General features: G+C 57.2%; 20 protein-coding genes, 2 tRNA genes and 1 other annotated feature. Of the genes, 8 read left to right on the top strand and 14 right to left on the bottom strand.

Annotation, left to right across the window (positions count from 1 at the left end; all coding sequences use genetic code 11):
• Nucleotides 1-649: 649 nt before the first annotated feature.
• Genes PG896_RS05290 through PG896_RS05280 form a run of 3 tightly spaced genes read left to right on the top strand, consistent with a single transcriptional unit; the run spans nucleotide 650 to nucleotide 3870 of the window.
• Nucleotides 650-1831: a JmjC domain-containing protein gene (locus PG896_RS05290; RefSeq protein WP_158657420.1), complete on the top strand. Its 1182-nt coding sequence runs from the start codon at nucleotides 650-652 to the stop codon at nucleotides 1829-1831.
• Between the two features lie 18 nt (nucleotides 1832-1849).
• Nucleotides 1850-2662: a TylF/MycF/NovP-related O-methyltransferase gene (locus PG896_RS05285; RefSeq protein WP_053288697.1), complete on the top strand. Its 813-nt coding sequence runs from the start codon at nucleotides 1850-1852 to the stop codon at nucleotides 2660-2662.
• Nucleotides 2650-3870 (top strand): MFS transporter, encoded by a 1221-nt coding sequence (locus tag PG896_RS05280; RefSeq protein ID WP_069785450.1) that lies wholly within the window; start codon nucleotides 2650-2652, stop codon nucleotides 3868-3870. Before PG896_RS05285 ends, PG896_RS05280 begins: the two co-directional genes overlap by 13 nt.
• Before the next feature lie 144 nt (nucleotides 3871-4014).
• Here PG896_RS05280 and PG896_RS05275 read toward each other — a convergent pair whose 3' ends face one another.
• From PG896_RS05275 to PG896_RS05235, 9 genes are all read right to left on the bottom strand, one after another.
• The gene (locus PG896_RS05275; RefSeq protein ID WP_270835465.1) at nucleotides 4015-4509 is read right to left on the bottom strand and encodes a hypothetical protein; all 495 of its coding nucleotides are present in this window, start codon (nucleotides 4507-4509) and stop codon (nucleotides 4015-4017) included.
• A 126-nt stretch (nucleotides 4510-4635) separates the two neighbouring features.
• Nucleotides 4636-5460 carry a transposase gene (locus tag PG896_RS05270; RefSeq protein ID WP_270835464.1) on the bottom strand — a complete coding sequence of 275 codons (825 nt, stop codon included), beginning with the start codon at nucleotides 5458-5460 and terminating at the stop codon, nucleotides 4636-4638.
• Nucleotides 5461-5540: 80 nt separating this feature from the next.
• Entirely contained in the window at nucleotides 5541-5891 is a 351-nt protein-coding gene (locus PG896_RS21175) for a hypothetical protein (protein ID WP_442866193.1), read from the bottom strand.
• A gap of 146 nt (nucleotides 5892-6037) precedes the next feature.
• Nucleotides 6038-6304: a hypothetical protein gene (locus PG896_RS05260; RefSeq protein ID WP_109422507.1), complete on the bottom strand. Its 267-nt coding sequence runs from the start codon at nucleotides 6302-6304 to the stop codon at nucleotides 6038-6040.
• Nucleotides 6305-6800: 496 nt separating this feature from the next.
• Nucleotides 6801-7223, bottom strand: coding sequence for a YybH family protein (locus tag PG896_RS05255; protein WP_270835463.1), 423 nt, complete (start codon nucleotides 7221-7223; stop codon nucleotides 6801-6803).
• A gap of 111 nt (nucleotides 7224-7334) precedes the next feature.
• On the bottom strand, nucleotides 7335-8609 hold the full coding sequence (thrC, locus tag PG896_RS05250; RefSeq protein ID WP_049636630.1) for a threonine synthase: 1275 nt from the start codon (nucleotides 8607-8609) through the stop codon (nucleotides 7335-7337).
• Nucleotides 8606-9586, bottom strand: coding sequence for a homoserine kinase (gene thrB, locus PG896_RS05245; RefSeq protein ID WP_010673589.1), 981 nt, complete (start codon nucleotides 9584-9586; stop codon nucleotides 8606-8608). Before thrB ends, thrC begins: the two co-directional genes overlap by 4 nt.
• Before the next feature lie 13 nt (nucleotides 9587-9599).
• A complete protein-coding gene (gene thrA / locus PG896_RS05240) occupies nucleotides 9600-12059 on the bottom strand; it encodes a bifunctional aspartate kinase/homoserine dehydrogenase I (RefSeq protein ID WP_223930673.1) in 2460 nt (819 codons plus the stop codon).
• Nucleotides 12060-12116: 57 nt separating this feature from the next.
• Nucleotides 12117-12250: a sequence feature (Thr leader region), on the bottom strand.
• Nucleotides 12251-12319: 69 nt separating this feature from the next.
• Nucleotides 12320-13027, bottom strand: a complete 708-nt coding sequence (locus PG896_RS05235; RefSeq protein WP_039039357.1) for a tRNA/rRNA methyltransferase — start codon at nucleotides 13025-13027, stop codon at nucleotides 12320-12322.
• A 195-nt stretch (nucleotides 13028-13222) separates the two neighbouring features.
• Here PG896_RS05235 and aceK point away from each other — a divergent pair, with 195 nt between their 5' ends.
• On the top strand, nucleotides 13223-14950 hold the full coding sequence (gene aceK, locus PG896_RS05230; protein WP_270835461.1) for a bifunctional isocitrate dehydrogenase kinase/phosphatase: 1728 nt from the start codon (nucleotides 13223-13225) through the stop codon (nucleotides 14948-14950).
• 102 nt (nucleotides 14951-15052) lie between these two features.
• On the opposite strand, the gene PG896_RS05225 is transcribed toward aceK, so the two are convergent.
• Nucleotides 15053-15442 carry an META domain-containing protein gene (locus tag PG896_RS05225; protein ID WP_201956490.1) on the bottom strand — a complete coding sequence of 130 codons (390 nt, stop codon included), beginning with the start codon at nucleotides 15440-15442 and terminating at the stop codon, nucleotides 15053-15055.
• Nucleotides 15443-15608: 166 nt separating this feature from the next.
• On the opposite strand from PG896_RS05225, the gene PG896_RS05220 reads away from it, so the two are divergent.
• The gene (locus tag PG896_RS05220) at nucleotides 15609-16085 is read left to right on the top strand and encodes a hypothetical protein (RefSeq protein ID WP_201956488.1); all 477 of its coding nucleotides are present in this window, start codon (nucleotides 15609-15611) and stop codon (nucleotides 16083-16085) included.
• 3 nt (nucleotides 16086-16088) lie between these two features.
• On the opposite strand, the gene PG896_RS05215 is transcribed toward PG896_RS05220, so the two are convergent.
• Together PG896_RS05215 and PG896_RS05210 are read right to left on the bottom strand one after the other, a co-directional pair.
• Nucleotides 16089-16568 carry a putative 4-hydroxy-4-methyl-2-oxoglutarate aldolase gene (locus PG896_RS05215; RefSeq protein ID WP_048208766.1) on the bottom strand — a complete coding sequence of 160 codons (480 nt, stop codon included), beginning with the start codon at nucleotides 16566-16568 and terminating at the stop codon, nucleotides 16089-16091.
• Between the two features lie 113 nt (nucleotides 16569-16681).
• A complete protein-coding gene (locus PG896_RS05210) occupies nucleotides 16682-17074 on the bottom strand; it encodes a DUF3293 domain-containing protein (protein ID WP_270835460.1) in 393 nt (130 codons plus the stop codon).
• Nucleotides 17075-17459: 385 nt separating this feature from the next.
• Between PG896_RS05210 and arcA the strand changes: the two genes are divergently transcribed.
• Nucleotides 17460-18179 carry a two-component system response regulator ArcA gene (arcA, locus tag PG896_RS05205; protein WP_010673581.1) on the top strand — a complete coding sequence of 240 codons (720 nt, stop codon included), beginning with the start codon at nucleotides 17460-17462 and terminating at the stop codon, nucleotides 18177-18179.
• A 147-nt stretch (nucleotides 18180-18326) separates the two neighbouring features.
• Here the strand turns inward: arcA and PG896_RS05200 are convergent.
• Both PG896_RS05200 and PG896_RS05195 read right to left on the bottom strand, forming a co-directional pair.
• Nucleotides 18327-18401 (bottom strand) — tRNA-Gly (locus PG896_RS05200).
• 94 nt (nucleotides 18402-18495) lie between these two features.
• Nucleotides 18496-18569: transfer RNA gene (locus tag PG896_RS05195), tRNA-Gly, on the bottom strand.
• Between the two features lie 201 nt (nucleotides 18570-18770).
• On the opposite strand from PG896_RS05195, the gene cydD reads away from it, so the two are divergent.
• Nucleotides 18771-20546 (top strand): heme ABC transporter permease/ATP-binding protein CydD, encoded by a 1776-nt coding sequence (gene cydD / locus PG896_RS05190; RefSeq protein ID WP_104451711.1) that lies wholly within the window; start codon nucleotides 18771-18773, stop codon nucleotides 20544-20546.
• A complete protein-coding gene (cydC, locus tag PG896_RS05185) occupies nucleotides 20539-22284 on the top strand; it encodes a heme ABC transporter ATP-binding protein/permease CydC (RefSeq protein WP_182721692.1) in 1746 nt (581 codons plus the stop codon). Before cydD ends, cydC begins: the two co-directional genes overlap by 8 nt.
• The last annotated feature ends 80 nt before the right edge of the window (nucleotides 22285-22364 follow it).

The raw sequence follows: 22364 nt of genomic DNA, 5'->3' as shown, positions 1-22364 counted from the left end.
GGGCGTGCATCGAGAAGACAGATTATCCCATCCCGGCAGAACTGATGCCGTCAACCCCGTCCTGGTGAATAGATACTAACATAGCTTGTATGTTTGATTTATTTCAAAACAACTATAACCAAGCTCATTTACCAGATTTAAAACCACTGAGTAATCGCAAGACGTGTAAAAGAAGTCTATTAATCTAATTTATAGTGAAACCCACATTTCACATATAGATGTCAATTGATTTTTGTTACCCAGATAAGTAATCACTTAGGGTCAAAAAAATATTTTTGCCTTAATGTTGGTAAAGAATTTGAATTTTCTATATCAAATATGCATTTTCCTCAGTCAATATCACTACTCGACTCAACATCCTACGGATTATCGCTTGTTACAAATAATCAACACTCGTGCATCTTCCTGCTAGAAGGTGTTTACATCTAACTTCTCGGCCATTAAATTGAAATCGCCGTTTGGAGCCTTCGCTCCTGGTATTCATCAACCTTCATTTCATAAGGAAATAAAAAATGACTCTGAATAAAAAGGATATTAAATTCGTTTCTGCGGCTGCACTGAAACATGTTCAGCACGTACTGTTCTGAATATGAACGTATGAAAAAGGATGGTGTGTATACACCATCCTTTTTTAATAGGGGATTATAGAATGTTGCATAAAATTATAGGGTCTATTGACCAAGAAAGTTTTTTTAATAATTACTTCGAAAAAAAGCCACTCTTCCAAAGAGCAGAGAGCAGTCTCATCAATATGTTCACCCTGGCTGACTTTGATCGCTATTTGATTGCTGGAGAGGGCATGCTACATAACTTAGTTAGAATAACTAAGGATGGGGTGGCAATAACGATACCGACCTATCATGGTCAAGCAACAACACAACGAGAATTCGTACTTGAAGCGTTCAAATCTGGTGCGACACTTAAGCTAGAAGATCTTGATAATCGTCACAGTGACATCGCTAAGATCTGCAAAAGCCTTGAGGACATTTTTGGTGGATATGTTTTCGCAAAACCATTCCTTACTGGCGCAAACTTCCCAGGCCTTGATACGCATTTTGATACCACAGAAGTTTTTGTTGTCCAACTAGAAGGGCGTAAAGTTTGGCATGTTTGGGACAAGGTAATCGATAATCCAACTCTTCCACTTCAACAGAACTTTAAAGATGTCGATCTTGGAGCTCCATCAATTGAGGTTATTCTAGAACCTGGAGATATATTATATATTCCAGCAGGAGCGCCACATTCTGCACGATGCTTAGATAGCCACTCATTACATATGGCTATTGGTTTGCAACCAATAAAAATTTTTGAAGTACTGGAAGGATACCTACGGCTAATGTCTGAGCACATAGTTGAACTCAGACAGAATATTTATCCATTCACTGAACGAGATCTTCTTGATAAAAATACAAAACTACTTTTAGATCGATTAAAGAAAGTACCTTTTGATGTAATTAAAGCTGACTTTGATATCGCATATAGCGCAACCAAACATGAGACCTGCGATAGACGCCTGGAAACTCTTGCTGCATCACATGCGATTACTGAGTCAACAAAGCTACGGCTAAGGCAAGGTGTTGATATACAAGCTAGAACTGGTGACGGTTCTATATCAATATATTTTAGTTCGACAATCAGCCCAGGAAAACCGCTTGTTTCAAGGCCTTCGAATGTAACTCTTCCTGATTATTGTCAGGGTGAAATAGATTATATTTGCTCAAGTGGATTAGTTTGCTTTACTCCAAGTCAGCTCTCTGGCGACCTAAACCTAGAGTCGAAAGTTCTGCTCTGTCAAGAGTTGGCTAATGTTGGCATTCTCATTTTAGAGTAACATTAAAGGGGCGTTTTCGTGTATCTTGATTTATTAAGTAAAGTGCTAACAAACAAAATCTATGAGCCTGATAGTCCAAAAGCAACACCTGATGAAGTGGACGAAATAAAGAAGACTCTAGACTTATTAATGAACGATGGTATCAATCTTAATATCAGCGCAGAAGACTTGACTCAAATCCTTCAGTACACCAAGAGATCTAGAAATATTCATACATACGTTAGCATTGACGCATTGAATAATATACGAGATGCCATAACAATCACAAATGAAAAAAAGATTGTTGGCGATGTATTAGATTGTGGGGTTTTGAGAGGGGGGACTTCAATCTACATGGCTGGAGTTCTGAAAAGCCTAAACTCATCTCGTAAGGTTTATGTAGCAGATTCCTTTTCAGGTCTACCGGTTCCCAGTACCCAGGATGGGATTTTTGCAAATCATTTCTGGTATCGATTTTCTAAGGCACTCCCGATATATAACCTGGACTGCTTAGCAAGCATTGATGATGTAAAGGAAAATTTTAATCGTTATGGATTACTCGATGATAACATAATTTTCATGCCAGGCTGGTTTGAAGATACACTACCATCATTATCAGCTGCTAATGTTAAGTTTAGTGTTGTAAGAATTGACGCGGATTGGTATAGCTCAACAAAAGACGTTCTAGATAACGTATATCACCTAATATCCGATGGTGGATTCATCATCATTGATGATTATAATCTACCAGGATGTAAGCTAGCGGTTGATGAATTTAGAGAAAAAAATGGAATTTCAAAACCACTTCAAATTGCAGATGAAGTTGCAGGAGTATTCTTTTGGATAAAATAACTCATTCATTTTCAAACCGTCTCAAGCTACTTTTACTGGGTGATGGGTTGGTCGTGTTCGGGGGATGGATTGACTATATAGCCATACTGACAATATGTGTGTATCGATTTCAAGTTGATAGCATGGAGATAGCAATTATCGGCGCAAGTATGCTATTGCCAGGTATCATATTTACCGGATTTATTAGTAATTTGGTTAATGGCTGTAAAGTTCTTTATTGGTTGCGTACGAGTCTCGTGCTAAGGGCGTTGCTGACTGTTGCACTATTAACTGCAAGCAACCTATATATCTTTGTGGCAATAGCTGTAATTAGATCTCTATTTAATAGCATAGCCACACCAGCTATATCAGTTATCAGTGCTCGTTGTGTACCAGCGGAAAACAGAACTCGCTACTATTCCTTGCTAAATATGATGAATAGTGCAGCAAAGATAACTGGCCCTGCACTTGGTGGAGCAATCGCGTCATTCGGGAGTGACGAATATGCATTGTTGATTTCAGGTGGATTAACGCTTGCTGGCTGCATTGTGTTCTGGACAATAAAGACTACAACAGTTAAAGATGGACTGGACAATTCACCAAGCTCAAAGCCATCAACATTGAGTAATGAAAGTTGGAATTCATATGCCATAGTAATGGCAATATTTTTTATCGCCGTTTTCATGGTCAACAATCAACTCCCAATTTTACTTAGAGATAACGGGTTAGATAAAAGTGCCCTTGGTGTATTAGTATCTTCATCTGCTATAGGAAACTTTCTGTATGGGTTGTGGAGTGCTCGTAATGCTACGTCTTCTTCTCTTAAAGGACTAATTGAGGAGATCTTATTCCCTGCCTTTATTACTATGTGTATGTTTATTTTGATCGCCCCCATATTATATGAACCTTTTACATTGCAATTGGCATCATTGGCTATAGTATTTTTTGTTGTAGGGCTTTTCAGTTCTAGATTTGCGATCTCATCAAATGTATACCTGGCTGAAAATTTTCAAGCAAGCCTTGGGATTGCAGCTGGACGGCTGCAAGCAATCCAGAACAGCGCGATGCTTATAGCGCCATTCATAGGAGCATTTGTACTTAGCCATTCATCTGGAGCTTTTTTGTTTGTACTGGCAGGTGTTACTGGTATCACAGGGTTATTTGCTGTGTATATGATGACTGCAAGAAAAGGCGTTAAACAGACGTTGGATGCAAAGAGCCAAGAGTAGGCGCTAAGAGGTGATATGAGCTGCTAGGAAGCGATCTTCTGTGGGCTTATAAAAACATCATTACTAACCTAGTAGCATAAAAGACACCGGTTTGAAGCCGGTGTCAAGTGATAACTATATCTGTACACTCTATTACATGAAGCCTTATTTCCTCAAGTCAGAGAGCGGCTTGTTAACTACATCCTCAAACTGCTTCAGTGTCTTTTGATACTCCCTTATTTCACGCGGAATAAGTACATCAACAGTTTTAAGAATTTGCTCAACATGATCAGGCAACTTAGGCATTGCAGCATCTTTAATCAGCCGCTCAACATTCGCGGGCAACTTAGTCATTGCAGCATCTTTAATCAGCTGCTCAACATTAGCAGGCAGCTTAGGCATTGCAGCGTCTTTAATCAGCCGCTCAACATTAGCAGGCAGCTTAGGCATTGCAGCGTCTTTAATCAGCCGCTCAACATTAGCAGGCAGCTTAGGCATTGCCGCGTCTTTAATCAGCCGCTCAACATTAGCAGGCAGCTTAGGCATTGCAGCGTCTTTAATCAGCCGATCAACATTAGCAGGCAGCTTAGGTAGAAAATCTAGGACACCCACCTTTTTGAGCCAGCCATTATCTGGCTGGCTATATCTCTCATCACACACTGATCTTCCTGGAACCCGATAAATATCTTGTACACCAGCGACATTTACCCGGTGGGGTCGCGTGTTCAGACATGGCAATGCCTGACACCAAACAAATGCCAAGGGAGTAAAACGGGATCTATCGGATTAACAAGGTGGCTGATGGCATCGTCGCTGACCACAGTGCCGGGCAAACTGCTGACAGTGTTCTTTGTCACCCACTACTCTGATGCCCTGGCGCCGAAACAGCGTCACCTGCTTCAGCCAGCGAATCTCATCCAGCCCCAACCGCGCCAGGATGGGGGCAAGGTGGGACGGAATATGGCCACGCTTGTCCACTCTGATGGCACGACCTGTCCAGTCCACCAGCATCAGATAATCGGTAAAGGCATAAGGCAGACCATTCGATGTACGCTGGTTGGCAAACGGCAGCAACAAGGGTGGCAATGGAGCTGCGGGCTGCTCGCCATCGAGACGCTGCTTGAGGCTGGTGTAATCGCTCTGCTCAGGCCGATCGGCCAATCCCGCTCGTATCGGGTTGAGGTCAACGTACGTCATGCAGGCCAGCAGGGCTGATTCGGTGAGCAAGGCCTGGCTCTTGAAGCGCCCTTCCCAGAAATGGCCCTTGCAGCCGTCTTCCCGATTCGCCTGCCGAGCCAGGGTTTCGTTGAGCAACCGCACAAACCAGCTGATGGAATGCAGGCGCTCCCGCCACTGTCCTATCAGTTGTTGCACCACAGCGAATTCAGGCTCAATCAGGGATTCCCCCTGATACCAGCGTCGTACCAGCAGCGGCCACTGGAACAGCGCCGCCCAACGCTCGGCCACCTCTCGCTCGCTCCAATTGGCAGCGGTATCCGGCTCGACCTTGAGCACCAGGTGATAGTGATTGCTCATCACCGCATAGGCACACACACCGATGGCAAACAGTCGCGACAATTGGCCCAACTTGTCCACTACCCACTGGTGCATATTCCGGTCGAAAATGAACACCTATTCCGGTTTAAAATGAACGCTGATTCCGGCTTGCGTGTACACCATTTCCGGACACCTCAGAGCACGAACTCTGATGTCAGATGAACCGTCATGCTCCAATGACCTGGATCCACAACTGCCGCGCTGCGCTTGGCTGCTGGCTTGTTCGGTGAGTCGAAAAGATGCCTCCCCTCAAAGCTCAGCTTCTGCTCGCAGAATCCCTGGCCGCATACTTTCCGGAAATGGTGTTCACAGATTCCGGAATCACTGTTCAAATTCACCGGAATACGCAACTGGCGCCGATGCTCGTAACTCTGGCCGGAGTGGGCATCTTCCCCGCACAGAAACGCCCGCCGCACACAGCGACTGACCACATGGTAGTAAGGCGTATCCTGCAGACTGATTTGACGTGAACGGGCAATGGTCATGGCGCATCCCTCGACGGCGACCTTTCAAGTCAAGAATAGCGCTACGCCGCTGTCAAAAAGGTGGGTGTCCCGATTAAAAATCCCGATTAAAAAACCATCCCGCTTGGGATGGTTTTCATTGGATGGCTTGAAAGGCAGGGACCTTCTTACCACCGCCCCAGGGGTGGCGGCTGGTTGCGCGACTCCACCATGGCAATGAGGATGGCCATCAGGCTCGATATCAGCATCAGCCCAATGGCGATGGGAAACGTCACCAGGATGTAAGAGAAACGCCCGATCTCTGTCGCCGGAGAGTCCGATAGCATCATCATTGGCAGGGGGAAGACCAATAACAGGGCCAGGTAAAACATGATCCTGGCGATCATCAGGGGGGTTTTGAGGGACTGGGTCACTATTTTTCGGTACGGCCACATGATGGTTTGCTCCCTGCACTGTGGTGTTGTTGTTGTCGATAAGCCGCGCCGTCGAGGCATCTGCGGCTCTGCTCGTCCATGAAGGGTGTCAAGCAGTCCCCTGATTAGCAGCCACGGCAGACCGGGTCAACGGGCCACGGAGGGCCGGAAATGACCCACAGACAGGGTTGTGCTGCCAGGGGCGAGCATAACAACGAGAGTGCAAATCAAATGTGCAAAAACGTCGCAGCAATCACTGTCGGCGCACTTTCTGCCAGCAGGTTGTGAGGCACAACCAAAACGGGGAGTTGCGCCGTGGGCTGCGCTGTGATGCCCCCTCCCAGGCAGAGCGGTGCCCTGCGTGCGGCTCGGGCTCCCCGGCCTGCATGGCTTGGCTCTTGCTACTCAATCTGGCTACTCAATCTGACTAACCGGTCTGGCTGCACGGCCTTGATGGTGAGCCTTGATTACGCACGCTATACACGCACTCTGGCTACGTCGAGCCAGTGTGACTGCGCTAGTCGGTTGCAGGCCGATAGCCGGGCTGCTGCGCCCCCAGCAGCGTGGTGCCGTAGGAGTTGTCCACCGTGCAGCGCCACTGCCCGCCGGGCTCTTTGCGAAACACATAGGTGGCGCGCCGGGTTTCATCGACCCACCCCTCTCCGCCCGGGTAGCGCAGCCGGGTCTCCATGATCACCAGGGCGTTGTCGGCCCCCTCGATCACCTCCATGGCCCCCTGGGTCACCTCAAGCTGACCGTCAAAGTAATCGGAGATGGCACTGAAGGCACGGCAGATGGCGGGAATGCCGCGCACTACCATGCCGGGTTTGACCACCAGGGCGGCGTCTTCGGCGTAGAAGGCCATCAGGGCGTCGAAGTCGCGCCGGGAGATGGCGGCGTCACAGGTCTCGATCAGGGTTCGCAGGGGATGCGGGCTCATGCCGTGCTCCTTGTTTCAGGGGGATCAGGGCGGGCTACCCGCCCTATACCGGACATAAAAAATCCCCCGCTTTCGCGAAAAAGCGGGGGATCGTCAGCGTCTCATGACGGCTTAACCGAGCAGGAAGGCCTTGAGGCGGCCAAAGTCGGCGGGCAGATCGTGGGACAGGAGCGGCAGCGCGGCGTGCTTGGCGAGCGGGCCCGGCAGCGGTACATCCAGATTCAGGATCTCGTCTACCGACTCCTTGAACTTGGCCGGATGGGCGGTGCAGAGGAAGACACCGACCTCGTCTTGCCCAAGCTGCTCGTTCAGCAGATCCCAGGCAATCGCCCCGTGGGGCTCGCACAGGTAATCCAGCTGATGCAGGCGTTTGAGCGCGTCGCGAGTCTGGGCATCATCACGCATCCCTGAGCCCAAGGTTTCCAGCGCCCAGCCCTTGCGACGGCACAGCTCTTCCACCCGCGGCCAGTTGTTGGGGCGGCTCACGTCCATGGCGTTCGACAGGGTCGCGACTGTCTGGTGCGGCTCCCACTGGCCGGTTTTCAGGTAACGCGGCACGGTGTCGTTGGCGTTGGTGGCGGCGATAAAGCGCTTCACCGGCAGCCCCAGCGCCTTGGCGATGAGACCCGCGGTGAGGTTACCGAAGTTGCCGGACGGCACGCTGATGACCGCCTTGGCGCGATCGGCTTTCGGCAACTGGGCCACGGCTTCGAAGTAGTAGCAAACCTGGGCCAGCAGGCGGCTGATGTTGATGGAGTTGGCGGAGTTGAGGCCGATGGCGGTCTTGAGCCCTTCATCGTCGAAGGCATCTTTGACCAGCGCCTGGCAGGCATCGAAGTCACCGTCGATGGCGAGGGTGCGAATGTTGCCCCCTAAGGTGCAGAAGAGCGCCTCCTGCAAGGGGCTTATCTTGCCCTTGGGGTAGAGGATCACCACTTCAATCCCCTCCAGGCCGTAGAAGGCGTGGGCCACGGCGGCACCGGTGTCGCCGGAGGTGGCGGTGAGAATGGTGATCTTGTCATTGGTTCTGAACGCAGCCAGACACTGGGCCATGAAGCGGCCGCCGAAATCCTTGAATGCCAGGGTCGGGCCGTGGAACAGCTCGAGGGCATAGGTGCCATCTTTGAGCTTCACCAGGGGCGCCGGGAAGGTGAAAGCAGCGTCGATAAGCTCGCTCACCTTGGCAGCCGGCACTTCGTCACCCAGCAGGTGGCTCAGGATGCGGGCCGAGCGCTCGGCCAGCGGCAGATCCAGCAGGGCATCCACGTCGGCCAGCGGCTCCAGGGTCTCTGGGAAGAACAGCCCCTGCTCGCGGCCCAGACCCTGACGCACCGCCTGGGCGAAGCTCACCTGTTCACTCTTGTCCTTGATGTTGTAAAGATTCATAGCTCGCTTCCTGTTACCCGTGCCCCGGCCATGTCCAGTTTGCAGACCCGGGCAAATCCATCTTCATTGCGCACAAAGTGCGCTTCCATCCACTCTTTCATGCGTTCGGCCTGGGCCAGATCCTTCATCACCACGAACACGGTGGGACCGGACCCCGAGATGCCGGTGGCCAGCGCCCCGTTCTGGGCCCCCTGGGCCCGCACCTCGTTGAAACCTTCAATCAGGGCCGCGCGATAAGGCTCGGCGATCACGTCTTTCAAGACGCTGGCGGCCAGCCCTTCCTGGCGGCTGTAGCTGGCATGCACGAAGGCGGCAAGCCGGCGGCCATAGGTGAGGCAGTCCTGGCGGCGATACTGGGCCGGCAGGATGGCGCGGGCGGCGGCGGTGGAGACCACGGTGCCCGGGTAGCAGACCACCCAGTACCACTCGTCAAACACCGGGATGCCCTGGCTGATGACGCCCCCCTCCTCCAGCACCAGCTGCATGCCGCCCAGATAACAGGGCGCCACGTTGTCGTAATGGACGGAGCCGGAGATCTTCCCTTCCATCTCCCCCATCAACAGCAGCAGGTCGTGTTCATTCAGGGGCGCACCGTGGAAGGCGTTGAGCCCTTCCAGCGCCGCCACCACGCTGCAGGCGCTCGATCCCAGGCCCGAGCCCACCGGCAGGTTCTTCTCCAGCACCATTTCCAGCGGCTTGAGACCAAGGCCGCGCTTCTCCAGCGCCTCGCCATAGGCGACCCAGCAGTCGTGGAGGATGTTCTTTTTCGGGTCGTCCGGCAACTTGTGGGCGTAACGGCCCACGGAAGAGAGAGCGAAAGGCACCTCTGCCGATTTGACCTGGACGCGGTCACCCAGCAGGGAGCCATCCACGGGGGCGAGCGCCGCCCCCAGGACGTCAAAACCCACACTCAGGTTGGCGCTGGAGGCCGGGGCATAGGCCACCACGCTGCCGCCGATTTCTACATTCGGGTTCATCGCTGAACTCATGTTACAGCTCCTGCTTCCAGTTCTGGGTGCGCAGCACGTCGGCGAAGACACCGGCGGCGGTCACTTCGGTCCCTGCGCCATAGCCGCGCAGTACCAGGGGGATGGGCTGGTAATAGGTGGAGAAGAAGGCGAGCGCGTTCTCCCCGTCTTTTACCTTGAACAGGGGCTCGTCGCCACCCACCGCCTTGATGGCCACCTTGCACTTGCCACCCTCGATGGAGCCGACGTAACGCAGCACCTTGCCTTCACGCTGGGCCGCCGCGAACTGGTCGCGGAACCAGCCGTCGGCCTCGGGCAGGCGGGCCATGAAGGCTTCCACGTCGCCGCTCACGTCAAAGCCCGGCGGCAGTGCCTGCTCCACCTCCACATCGGAGAGCTCCAGCGCCATGCCGGCCTCGCGGGCCAGGATCAGGAGCTTGCGAGCCACGTCCATGCCATTCAGGTCATCGCGGGGATCCGGCTCGGTGAAGCCGTTGCCGCGGGCGATCTGGGTAGCCTCGGAGAAGGCCATCCCCTCGTCCAGCTTGCCGAAGATGAAGGAGAGCGACCCGGACAGGATGCCGTCGAAGGCGCGCAGCTTGTCGCCGGCCTTGATGAGGTTTTGCAGGTTCTCGATGACCGGCAGGCCAGCGCCCACGTTGGTCTCGTACAGGAACTTGCGACGGGTCTGGCGGGCGGTGCGGCGCAGCGCCTTGTAGTAATCCAGCGACCCGGTGTTGGCCTTCTTGTTCGGGGTGACCACGTGGAAGCCGGCCCCGAGGAAATCGGCGTACTGGACGGCCACGGCTTCGCTCGAGGTGCAGTCGACGATCACCGGGTTGATGAGGTGGCTCTCTTCCACCAGCTTCTTCACCGCCTCCAGGCTGAAACTGCCTTGTGCTTCCACCAGCTGTTCACGCCAGTTGGCGAGGGCCAGACCGTCCTTGTTGACCGCCATCTGGCGGCTGTTGGCGATGCCGACCACCCGCAGGCCGGTGCCCTGCTCGGCCAGTACCGGCTGCTGGCGGGCAATCTGATCCACCAGGGCTGCACCGACGCCGCCCACCCCGACCACGAAGAGATCGATGAACTGCTGGCTGCCAAAGAAGTTCTGGTGGCAGGCCTTGATGGCTTCCGCCACCTTGCCGGAGCGCACGACCGCGGAGATGGAGCGCTCGCTCGACCCTTGCGCGATGGCGACGATGTTGATGGAGGCCTGGGCCAGGGAGGTGAAGAAGCGCGCCGCCATCCCCTTGGAGGTGCGCATGCCGTCACCGATGAGGGAGATGATGGCCAGATCGGTCATGATCTCGAGCGGGTCCAGCAACTGGTTCTTGAACTCCAGCTCGAACTCGCGCTCCAGCACCTTGCGGGTCTTGTCGCTGTCGTAGCTGTGGATACAGAAGCTGACGCTGTACTCGGAGGACGACTGGGTGATCAGCACGATGCTGACCCCGGCGCGGGAGACGGCGGAGAAGATGCGACCGGCCATGCCCACCATGCCCTTCATGCCGGGACCGGAGACGTTGAACATGCACATGCCGGAGAGATCCGAGATGGCCTTCACCTTCAGATCGTCATCCCCCTGATCGACCCCGATGAGGGTACCCGGCCCCTGGGGGTTGAAGCTGTTCTTGATGAGGCAGGGAATGTGGAACTGGGCCACGGGGGCGATGGTCTTCGGGTGCAGCACCTTGGCACCGAAGTAGGAGAGCTCCATCGCCTCTTTATAGGAAAGGGTTTTGAGCAGGTAGGCATCCGGTACCAGGCGCGGGTCGCAGTTGTAGCAGCCCTCCACGTCGGTCCAGATCTCGCAGCACTCGGCATCGACGCAGGCGGCCAAGACGGCTGCGGAATAGTCGGAGCCGTTGCGGCCCAGCAGCACGGTCTCGCCCTTGTCGCTGCCACCGGTGAAGCCCGGCATCAGGTAGAGACAGTCAGAGCGCAGGCCCTTGGCGGCGAAGCGCACCCGGGAGGCCTCGATGTCCACATGGGCTTCGAGGTAGCCGCCATCGGTGACCAGCAACTGCTCGGGCACTATGATGTCCAGCTCAAGGCCGCGCACACGCAACAGCTCGTGCATGAAGGCGATGGAGAGGTTCTCGCCCCGGCTCAGGATGCGCGCCTGGACGTTGTCCGGGCACAGCCCCAGCAGACGGATGCCCTGCATCAGCCGCTCGACCTGATCCAGCTCGGCGGTGAGACGGGCCTGCAGCGCCTTGTCATCCAGCGCGGGATAGGCGGCTTTGAGCCCCGCCAGCAGGCGGGAGAAGATGCCGTTGATCTCGAACAGGGTACTGCTTGCATCCATGCCGCGACTGGTCTGTTCCACCAGGGCGACCAGGTGATTGGTCACCTTGGCCGGTGCCGACAGCACCAGGGCCACCTGGGATTGGCCGTGGGTATTCACCGCGATATCGGCAACCCGCAAGAAACGCTCTGCGTCGGCCAGTGACGACCCGCCAAATTTCAACACTCTCATCGCTATCTCCCTGTATTCCCTGCAAATTGATCTGCTAATAGGTCTAAAAACAATCCAACAAAAAAGGCCCGTACTGGGTGGGTACGGGCCTTTTTCTGATTTCTGTGCTTGTTCGTCAGCGCATCAACCGGCCCCAGTGCCACCTGTGGTGGTACCGGTAATAATGGTGGTGGTGATGATGTTGGTGAATAGCTGCATGACGAACACTCTTGAACGAATCTGGTTGTTAGCAATACCGCGCCCGGCGAGGGGCTGTCAACCTAAACCTCCTTGCCAAACTTGCGGGCAAGGTCTTTGCAGAGCAGATGGAGCATATTGAGATCCCGCTGCGGCAGCATGGGCACTCGGTCCATCACCCATTGATGCAGTTTTTCATCCTGCGAAACTCCGAGTTCACCAAGCAATTCTGCTGTTTTTGATTTCAGCACGCGAACCTGCCCGGCACTCTCGAAATTTTCTGCTACGTCCTGCTCGTCGCTCACTTTCTGGTCATCGAGCAGCGGACTCAGCTCATAGGCATACAGCATGATCGCCTGACCCAGGTTCAGGGACGGGTATGAGACCTTGAGAGGCAGGTAGCTGATGAGATCCACCTGGGCAAGCTGTTCGTTGGAGAGCCCGGACTCCTCGCAGCCAAACACGATGGCCACCTTCTCGAGGGAGGGCTTGGCCCGGATCTGGTCGCGAATGTCCGCCGGGGTGAGGTAGTGCTGGTAGCGGCCGCGCTGCCGGGCGGTGGTGGCGACCACCAGATCCATGTCCGCCAGGGCCTCTTCCAGGGTGTCGAAGGCTTGCGCATCCGTCAGGATCTCCTGCGCCCCGTGGGCAACCCAGCTCGCCTCCTCCTCTTCGTGCACCCGGCTCCCCACCAGTCGCATGGCATCGAAGCCCATGGTCTTCATGGCGCGGGCAGCAGCCCCCACGTTGGCGGCACGGGCGGGCGACACCAGCACAAAATAGAGTTTCATCGGGTTCTCTCCAGGATGAGGCCGACGCCGCGAACTGCGGCGAACCGTCGGCAAAACAGGGGCGCAATCTACCGTTTATCCCGAAATATTGCCACTTGAACAGATGTTTGGATGTTGCCATAGTGGCCTTGGACGCGAGTCCGCCGCCTCAGGGCACTGACGCCATGGGCCCGACAGATCACAAGGAAGAGAGAGATGCAGCAGCCATTGGAGCAGGCGGTCGCCGAGACGATCCTGCAACGTTTTGAGTCGTTTTACAGCCGCTTTCTCGAGATAACCCAGGGCAGCAAGAGCCGTTTCGAGAACAGCGACTGGCTGGGGGTGCAGCTCGCCGGTCGAGAGCGCATCCGCCTCTATGATCACCATGTCGGCGCCACCACGGCGCAGATCAAACAGATGATGGGGGAGCAGCTGCCGACCCAGGCCCTGCTCAAGCAGGTGAAAGGCGCCTTCAGCGATCTCCTGCCCCGCTGCGAGAACTTCGAGGTGGCGGAGTCCTTCTTCAATTCCGTCTATCGCCGCATCTTCCGCCATCGCAACATCCGCGACGAGAACCTTTATATCCACCCCTTCGTGAGCCGGGGCGACAAGCCTGACCTGGGATCCTTGCTGCGTATCTATCGCACCGATCTCTCCCACCTGCCCCAGACCCTGAGCCAGCTGCTCGGGGATTACAGCTTCACCCTCCCTTTCGAAGACAAGCAGCGGGACATCATGGACATCCACCGCCATCTGGCAGAGAGCGGCCCGGCCATCCTGCACGAGGAGCCCTTCGCCATCGAGCTGCTCAGGGAAGTGTTCTATCGCAACAAGGGAGCCTATCTGGTGGGGCTCATCCGGGTGAAGGGAGAAGTCTATCCCTTCATCCTGCCCCTGCTCAGCACCGGTCAGAGCATCTATGTGGACACCGTCATCTTCGAGCCGGAGCTGGCCTCCATCGTGTTCGGCTTCGCCCGCGCCTACTTCATGGTCTATGCCCCGGTACCGGCGCTCTTTGTGGCCTTCCTTCGCCAGATCATGCCCCGCAAGCCGGACTATGAAATCTACAACGCCATCGGCTGCCAGAAGCACGGCAAGACCGAGCTCTATCGCCACTACCAGCAGCACCTGGCCCAGAGCCGGGAGCAGTTCGTCATCGCGCCCGGCATCAAGGGGATGGTGATGAGCGTGTTCACCCTCCCCTCCTACGATGTGGTGTTCAAGGTGATAAAAGACGAGTTCACCCCGCCCAAGGAGGTGAGCCACGAGCAGGTGAAGGAGAAATACCGGCTGGTAAAACAGCATGATAGAGTGGGCCGCATGGCAGATACCCAGGAGTTCACCAACTTCGAGTTTCCCCTCGATCGCATCTCGCCGGAGCTGTTGTCCGAGCTCAAGGCGGTGGCGCCCTCTGCGCTTACCCTCACCGCCGACAAGCTGGTGATCAAACACCTCTACACCGAGCGCAAGATGATCCCGCTCAACCTCTATCTGGATCAGGCGGACGAACAGCAGACCCGCCTCGCCCTGGAGGAGTACGGCAACGCCATCCGCCAGCTCGCGGCGGCCAACATCTTCCCCGGCGACATGCTGTTCAAGAACTTCGGGGTGACTCGCCACGGCCGGGTGGTCTTCTATGACTACGACGAGATCTGCTACATGACGGAGTGCAACTTCCGCCAGATCCCGCCGCCGCGCTACCCGGAGGACGAGTGGAGCGCCGAACCCTGGTATTCGGTGGCACCCAACGACATCTTCCCGGAGGAGTTCGCCACCTTCCTGCTGCAAAAACCCCAGGTGCGGGAGATCATGATGCAGTTGCACAAGGAGCTCTTCGACGCCAACTACTGGAAGATGCTGCAGAGCAACATCAAGGAGGGGGTGTTCGAGGATGTCTATCCCTACCGGCGCAAGAAGCGGTTTCGCTTCCAGCGAGGGGGATGACCCGACATCAGGCACAAAAAGGGACGCCATTGCGTCCCTTTTCACATTCTTCTGCACGCTGGCGCAGGGTTCGCCTGCGACAGCCTTTGACGAGATTCCGGCTTATTTCACGGCGTCAAAGGTCAGCAAGGTGGCCTTGTCGGCATCCTTTAGCACCAGCTGTTTGCCGCTGATCTGGAAGCTCGCCACCTTCTCCAGGGTCTGCAGGTAGTTCATCTCCTTGCCGGCCAGATCCCCCGCACACATCATGCGCGTCGAACCCATGGCGCCAAGCGTCAACACGCCGTCACCCTGCTCTGTGATGCCGCCAAAGTAGCGGTTGCAGCCGCCCTTGCCCGCCACCTTGTCACCGGCGACCTGCAGGGTGAAGGTATCACCGCTCGCCCCTTGCAGTTGCCAGGTCGATGCCTGCAATTGTGCCAGCGTAGAGCCCGTAGTCATGGTGCAGCCTCCCAGGGCCAGAGCGGCCAGCAGGATCAGTTTGTTGTTCATCAGTTCACCTCGTGATGGAGCGTGTCGTAACGACACGGAGTGAGGGGCCTGTGTACCATGACTGCAGCGTCAATCAAAACTCTTTTATTGTGATCTGGGTTCCCTTTACTCCCCGCTGGCATGTGCCATGCTTGTAGTCCTGTTCGGACCCAGGGAGGGGAAACGAATGGTCAAGTCTCTCGTCATCGCAATGGCATCCAGCCTCGTCTTTTCGGCTCAGGCCGCCGACTGGAGTTTTCTCCAGACCGAATCGGACAACCCGCTCTACGTCAAAAGCTATTCCGGCGTATTGCTCGGCAACCAGAGCCACCTGGGCGACAACTTCGACCTCTGGCTCATCAATACCGGCTATCAATATCCGCTTCAGGATGACATCAGCCTCTACATGGAGGCAGGGCCCGCGGTGGGACGGCGCAGCGAACAGGCCGGCTTCAATATCAGCTCTGGGGTGCGCTATCGCCTCTCCCCGTCACTCAACATCGGCAGCCAGCTCAAGCAACTGGAGGTGAGCAAGGCCAGCACCCTGGTTGAGCTCAACAGCAGTCTGCTGGTGACCCCCTCCCTGGCCATCACCGCCAATTACGGACTCAGTGCCTTCAGCACGGAACACTTTCTCACTCTGGGCGTGGGCTTCAACTTCTGAGGTTCAGAGGAGCCTGGCGCCGCTCACCAGCACACCGTTGAGGTCGGCGTAGACATAGTCGCCGGGCGCTATGGTCACACCGGCAAAAGAGACCACGGTGTCCAGCGTGCCCAGGCCCCGTTTTTCGGTCTTTACCGGGCAGGGGGCCAAGGCCTTGACCCCCAGCGCCAGGGTCGCCAGCGTCCCCACATCCCGCACGGCACCATTGATGAGGATCCCCTCCCACCCCTGCTCCACCGCCTTGATGGCCAGCTGATCCCCGAGCAGCGCCCGACGCAGGGAGCCGCCCCCGTCGATCACCATCACCTTGCCATGGCCGGGACGATTGACCAGATCACGCACCAGGCTGTTGTCTTCAAAGCAGGAGAGGGTCACGGCCTCGCCGTAAAACAGCGCCTTGCCGCCATAGTCCTGAAACAGGGGGTCAGCGATCCTAAGGGCATCGCCATGTTCATCGCAAAGGTCGGGCAGCAGGTCCAGCATGATCATCATCCTTCCATGGAGTGAAATGTGTCCGCTCATTCTTTCATCATGTCGGGGCGCTGACAATCCACCGGCCGGGTGCCCTGTCCGGATGGCGGGGGGCCATGTCAGCCCTAAGGCCTGAACCGCCAGCGGGACGCAAGCGCCCCCAGATGACAGGGTGTCCCTTCCAGCAACACGGGCACCAGCCAGAGCTCTCCTTCACACACCCAATAGAGGGCATTCTGGCCAAATCGGGCGGCCAGCCGGATCGCCTCTGACTGCGAAAGCGGCAACAACAGCGACGCCTCCTGCCAGCGCTCATCCTCATCGCTCCCCCAGACCTCTCCCATGACGGGACACTCGCCCACTTGCCGGACAAGGGCTCGCTGGCGACGGGCATTGCGGCGCAGCCCCACCCACCGGCTGGCCGGGTTCCAGGCCGTGACAATGGCATAGGCTGGGCAGTTGGGGGGCTCAAAGGGGGCGATGAAGCACACTTTTCTGTAGTTTTCCCACAAAGTCATGTCAACCACATGTTACATCCCATTACATTTATTAAGGGCGAAAAAGCGGGTCAGCCCAAGTATGATGCTGCGAACTCGGGGATTGACTTATATCAAAGCTGAGTTAAAAAGTTGCTATCTGACGGCAAAGAGTGTTGTTATGCGCCTGTTAACTGATAAAATGCAGCAACTTTTGTAATGGACTACCTCTCCGGGCTTCTCTTGTTCAGACTTGTTGAGAGCCCATGTACGGCACAGGGATGCTTGCCGACATAGTTACCAAATTCGCGATGATTCGACCTGATATTCATACCCAGGATGACGTAATAAATTTTCAGGACCGGTCGGATAACGCCAAAGAGTGTTAAAATTTCGATAATTAACTGATAAGAATCTGGGAATACTCATGCAAACACCACATATTCTGATCGTCGAAGACGAGCTGGTCACCCGCAACACCCTCAAGAGCATCTTCGAAGCCGAAGGCTACATCGTGCTGGAAGCCAACAACGGTGACGAGATGCACCAGGCCCTGACCAGCCACACCATCAACCTGGTGATCATGGACATCAACCTGCCGGGCAAGAACGGCCTGCTGCTGGCGCGCGAGTTGCGTGAAGATGACAACATCGCCCTGATGTTCCTGACCGGTCGCGACAACGAAGTGGACAAGATCCTGGGGCTGGAGATCGGCGCAGATGACTACATCACCAAGCCGTTCAATCCCCGTGAACTGACCATCCGTGCCCGCAACCTGCTGAGCCGCACCATGAACGTGGCCGCCGGTGGCGAAGAGAAGAAGCTGGTGGAACGTTATCTGTTCAATGGCTGGGCCCTGGACATCAACAGCCGCGCCCTGGTCAGCCCGGCTGGCGACATGTTCAAGCTGCCCCGCTCCGAGTTCCGCGCCATGCTGCATTTCTGCGAGAACCCGGGCCAGATCCAGACCCGTGCCGAGCTGCTCAAGAAGATGACGGGCCGCGAACTCAAGCCCCACGACCGCACCGTGGACGTGACCATCCGCCGTATTCGCAAGCACTTCGAGAGCGTGGGCGACACCCCGGAGATCATCGCCACCATCCATGGCGAAGGCTATCGCTTCTGCGGCGAGCTGGAGCAGGAGTAATCCTCCCCACTCCCGAGTTGAAAAGGCGCCCTGTGGCGCCTTTTCCATGTCTGCGCCTTTCAGCTTGGCCGCTCTGGCACTCTCGCCGGCATCAAAAAACAGACAACAAAAAGCCCACTCGCAGGAGTGGGCTTTTTGTGTGAAGACTGGAGCGGGCAGCGGGAATCGAACCCGCATCATCAGCTTGGAAGGCTGAGGTAATAGCCATTATACGATGCCCGCTAGGCATCAAAACTTGCTTGGTGTGATGGGGAATCCCCACGACAGACAGCCATCTGGCTGATATGGACAACGGCGCGTGCCGCTATCTGGAATGTGGAGCGGGTGATGGGAATCGAACCCACGTATGCAGCTTGGGAAGCTACCGTTCTACCATTGAACTACACCCGCGTCAGTGGCCTCTACTATATGCATTTTGCCGCCGAGCGCAATCACCGACCTCGCATTTTTTGCCATAAATCAAGCTGTTCGGCCAACTAATGAGCATGAAGCTGGTTTTTCACACAATGATGTTCCTCCGCCCGGTTCTGCAAGGTTGCCAAGCCGTGGGGGCGACGATAGTCTTGCGCCACTCGTTTGAGGAGGGTGGTAATGGACAAGAACAGACAGAAACATCTCTATGGCTGGTTGCGCAAACAATCGGGCCATGGTCGGCGCTGGATCGGCATCTCCATCGCCTTCGGGCTGGGTCAGGGCGTCCTGATGGTGATGCAGGCCTGGTTGCTGGCGAGCCTGCTGCACGGTTTCATCATCGAAGGCTCCACGCCGGAGCACTCCGCCCCCCTCTTCATCAGTCTGTTGCTGGTGACCCTGACCAAGGCGGCCCTGGCCTATGGCCGCGAGGTGGCGAGTTTCAAGGCGGGCAGTGCGGTGCGCCAGGCCATCCGCGAGCTGGTGCTCACCCGCCTCGCCAGGCTCGGCCCTGCTTATATCCAGCGTCGTCCCGCCGGTAGCTGGGCCAGCCTGCTGCTCGAGCAGATCGAAGAGATGCAGGACTTCTTCTCCCGCTATCTGCCCCAGATGGCCATCGCCGTCTTTATTCCCCTGGTGATCCTGGTCTCCGTGTTCCCGGTCAACTGGGCGGCGGGCCTCATTCTGCTCGGCACGGCCCCCCTCATTCCTCTCTTCATGATCCTGGTGGGGGTGGGTGCCGCCGATGCCAACCGCCGCAACTTCCAGTCGCTGGCGCGCCTCTCAGGCCACTTCCTCGATCGCCTGAAGGGACTGCGCACCCTGCAGCTTTTCATGCGTACCCGGGCGGAAGGGGAGGCCATCCGCGATGCATCGGAAGATTTTCGCGAGCGCACCATGGAGGTGCTGCGCCTCGCCTTCCTGAGCACGGCCGTGCTGGAGTTCTTCGCCGCCATCGCGGTGGCCCTGGTGGCCGTCTACTTCGGTTTCTCCTACATCGATCACCTCAACTTTGGCAGCTATGGCGTCAAGGTCACCCTCTTTACCGGCCTGTTCGTGCTCTTCCTCGCCCCCGAGTTCTACGCGCCGCTGCGGGAACTCGGTGCCCACTATCACGCCAAGGCACAGGCCATTGGCGCCGCCGAACAACTGCTGGAATTTCTCGAGGCCGACGTGAGCGAACCCGCCTCCGGGACGCTCCCCTTCCATGCGGATGGCCCCGTCAAGGTAGAAGCCCGCAGCCTGGAAGTGCTGAGCGCCGAGGGCAAGGTGCTGGTCGGTCCCCTCGATTTCACGCTGGAAGCCGGCACGCGCACCGCCCTGGTCGGCATCAGCGGCGCGGGCAAGAGCTCCCTGGTCAATGCCCTGCTCGGTTTTGCCCCCTATCGCGGTTCCCTGTGCGTCAACGGAGTGGAACTTCGTACCCTGGACATCAGCCAGTGGCGCCAGCAGCTAGGCTGGCTCTCCCAGAATCCCCAACTCTTCCACAGCTCCCTGCGGGACAACCTGCTTCTGGCCAGACCATCCGCCAGCGACGCCGAGCTGGAATCCGCGCTCAAGCGCGCCCAGGCCTGGGAGTTCGTCAACGAGAAAGGGCTGGACTATCGGGTCGGGGATCAGGCGGGCGGCCTCTCCGTCGGCCAGGCCCAGCGCATCGCCCTTGCCCGTACCCTGCTCAAGACGACCCAGATGATGGTGCTGGATGAACCCACTGCCAGCCTGGATCGCCATTCTGAGCGAGCCGTCATGAGCGCCCTCGAACAGGCCGCACAAGGTCAGACCCTGCTGATGATCACCCACCGCCTCGATCAGCTCAGCCAGATGGACAACATCCTGGTGCTGGCGCACGGCAAGCTGGTGGAGCAGGGACGTTTTGCCGCACTCGGCGAGGCCCAGGGCCCCTTCGCCCGCCTCCTGTCGCAATCCCAAGGTTTCGGAGACTCTCTCGATGACTGATCTATTGCCGTTCCTGCGCCTTTATCGCCAGCACTGGCTCAGCCTCTCCATCGGCCTGCTGCTGGCCCTGGTCACCCTGGTGGCCGGCATGGGCCTGCTCTCCCTCTCCGGCTGGTTCCTCTCCGCCGCCGCCGTCGCCGGGCTGGCGGTCGCCACCCGAGACACCTTCAACTACATGACCCCTGCGGGGGGCGTGCGTTTCTTCTCCATCGTGCGCACCGCCAGTCGCTGGGGCGAGCGGGTCGTGAGCCACGACGCCACCTTCCGGGTGCTGACCCGGCTGCGGGTCTGGTTCTGGCAAAAGCTCTCCCCTCTCTCCCCCGGCTCCCTTGCCGGTTTTCGCCAGGCTGACCTGCTCAACCGTCTGGTGGCCGACATCGACGCCATGGATCACGTCTATCTGCGCCTCATCACCCCCATTGGGGCGGCGCTGCTGAGCTGCGCCGGGCTGGTCTTCTTCCTCTCCTTCTTCGATGGTCGCCTGGCGCTGACGCTGGGAGCCATTCTGCTCTTTGGCATGCTGGCCTTGCCCCTGGTCTTCTATTTTGCCGGGCGCGCACCGGGCCGCCAGCTCATCGCCGAGAAGTCCAACCTGCGTACCCGCATGGTGGACTATCTGGACGGCCAGGCCGAACTGCAGATGTTCACCGCCGCTCCCGAGGCGCTCACCGGATTGCAGCAGGCGGAGCAGGCCCTGATCCGGGCCCAGGCCCGCATGGCCCGCGTCAGCGGCCTGGCCGCCTTCTCGGTGCAGTTGCTGAGCGGCTGGACTCTGACCCTGATGCTCTGGCTGGCCGGTCACGGCGTCGGTGGCAGTGCCCCTGACCCCATCACGGCACTCATGGTGTTCGCTACCCTGGCGAGCTTCGAGGCGCTGCTGCCGCTGGCCGGTGCCTTCCAGCACCTCTCCACCAGCCTCACCTCCGCCCGCCGTCTCAACGAGATCCTGCAAGAGGCCAAGGCGCCGGAGTGGGGCGCACAGCAAGCCCCCGCTGCCCGGGGTGCCGTGCAGATAAACGACCTGCATTTCACCTATCCAGGCCAGGATGCTCCCGTGCTGCAAGGGTGCACCCTGCAACTGCATGCCGGGGAGAAGCTGGCGCTGCTGGGGCAGACCGGCTGTGGCAAGTCCACCCTGATGGGGTTGCTGACCCGGGAGTGGACGGCCCTATCGGGGGAGATCCTGCTCGATGGCAAGCCCCTCACCGATTACAGCGAAGAGGCGCTGCGCGCCTCCTGCTCCGTGGTGAGCCAGCGGGTCCACCTGTTTGCCGATACCCTGCGTGGCAACCTCACCCTGGCCGCCCCCGGAGCCAGCGACGAACGGCTCATCGAGGTGCTCACCCAGGTGGGGCTCGGGACTCTGCTGCGCGATGAGGGTGAGCAGGCCGAACAGGGGCTGGATGCCTGGCTCGGGGATGGCGGGCGTCCGCTCTCCGGCGGGGAGCGCCGCCGCATCGGCATCGCCCGCGCCCTGCTCCACGATGCACCGCTCTGGCTGCTGGACGAGCCCACCGAAGGGCTCGATACCCAGACCGAACGGGAGATCATGGATCTGCTGCTGACCCTGGGGGCGGATCGCACCCTGCTGCTCATCTCCCACCGCCTGCTGGGGCTGGAACGGATGGACAGGGTAGCCCTGATGGAAGAGGGTCGCATCCGTTTGTGTGCCCCCCACCAGGAGCTGCTGGAAGATGATCACTACCGCAGCCTGCACCGGCGACTGGCCCCCGCCTGATCCGGGGTCGTCTCGCTACAATCCATTGATATGGCTAAAAATGGGGCTGGTCGCCATCGGCGACTGCCCCCTATAATGGC

The sequence above is a fragment of the Aeromonas sp. QDB30 genome, from assembly GCF_027707645.1.
Taxonomy (GTDB): domain Bacteria; phylum Pseudomonadota; class Gammaproteobacteria; order Enterobacterales; family Aeromonadaceae; genus Aeromonas; species Aeromonas caviae.
The sequence above is the reverse complement of the archived record's forward strand: the minus strand, read 5'-3'. Positions and strand labels throughout refer to the sequence as shown.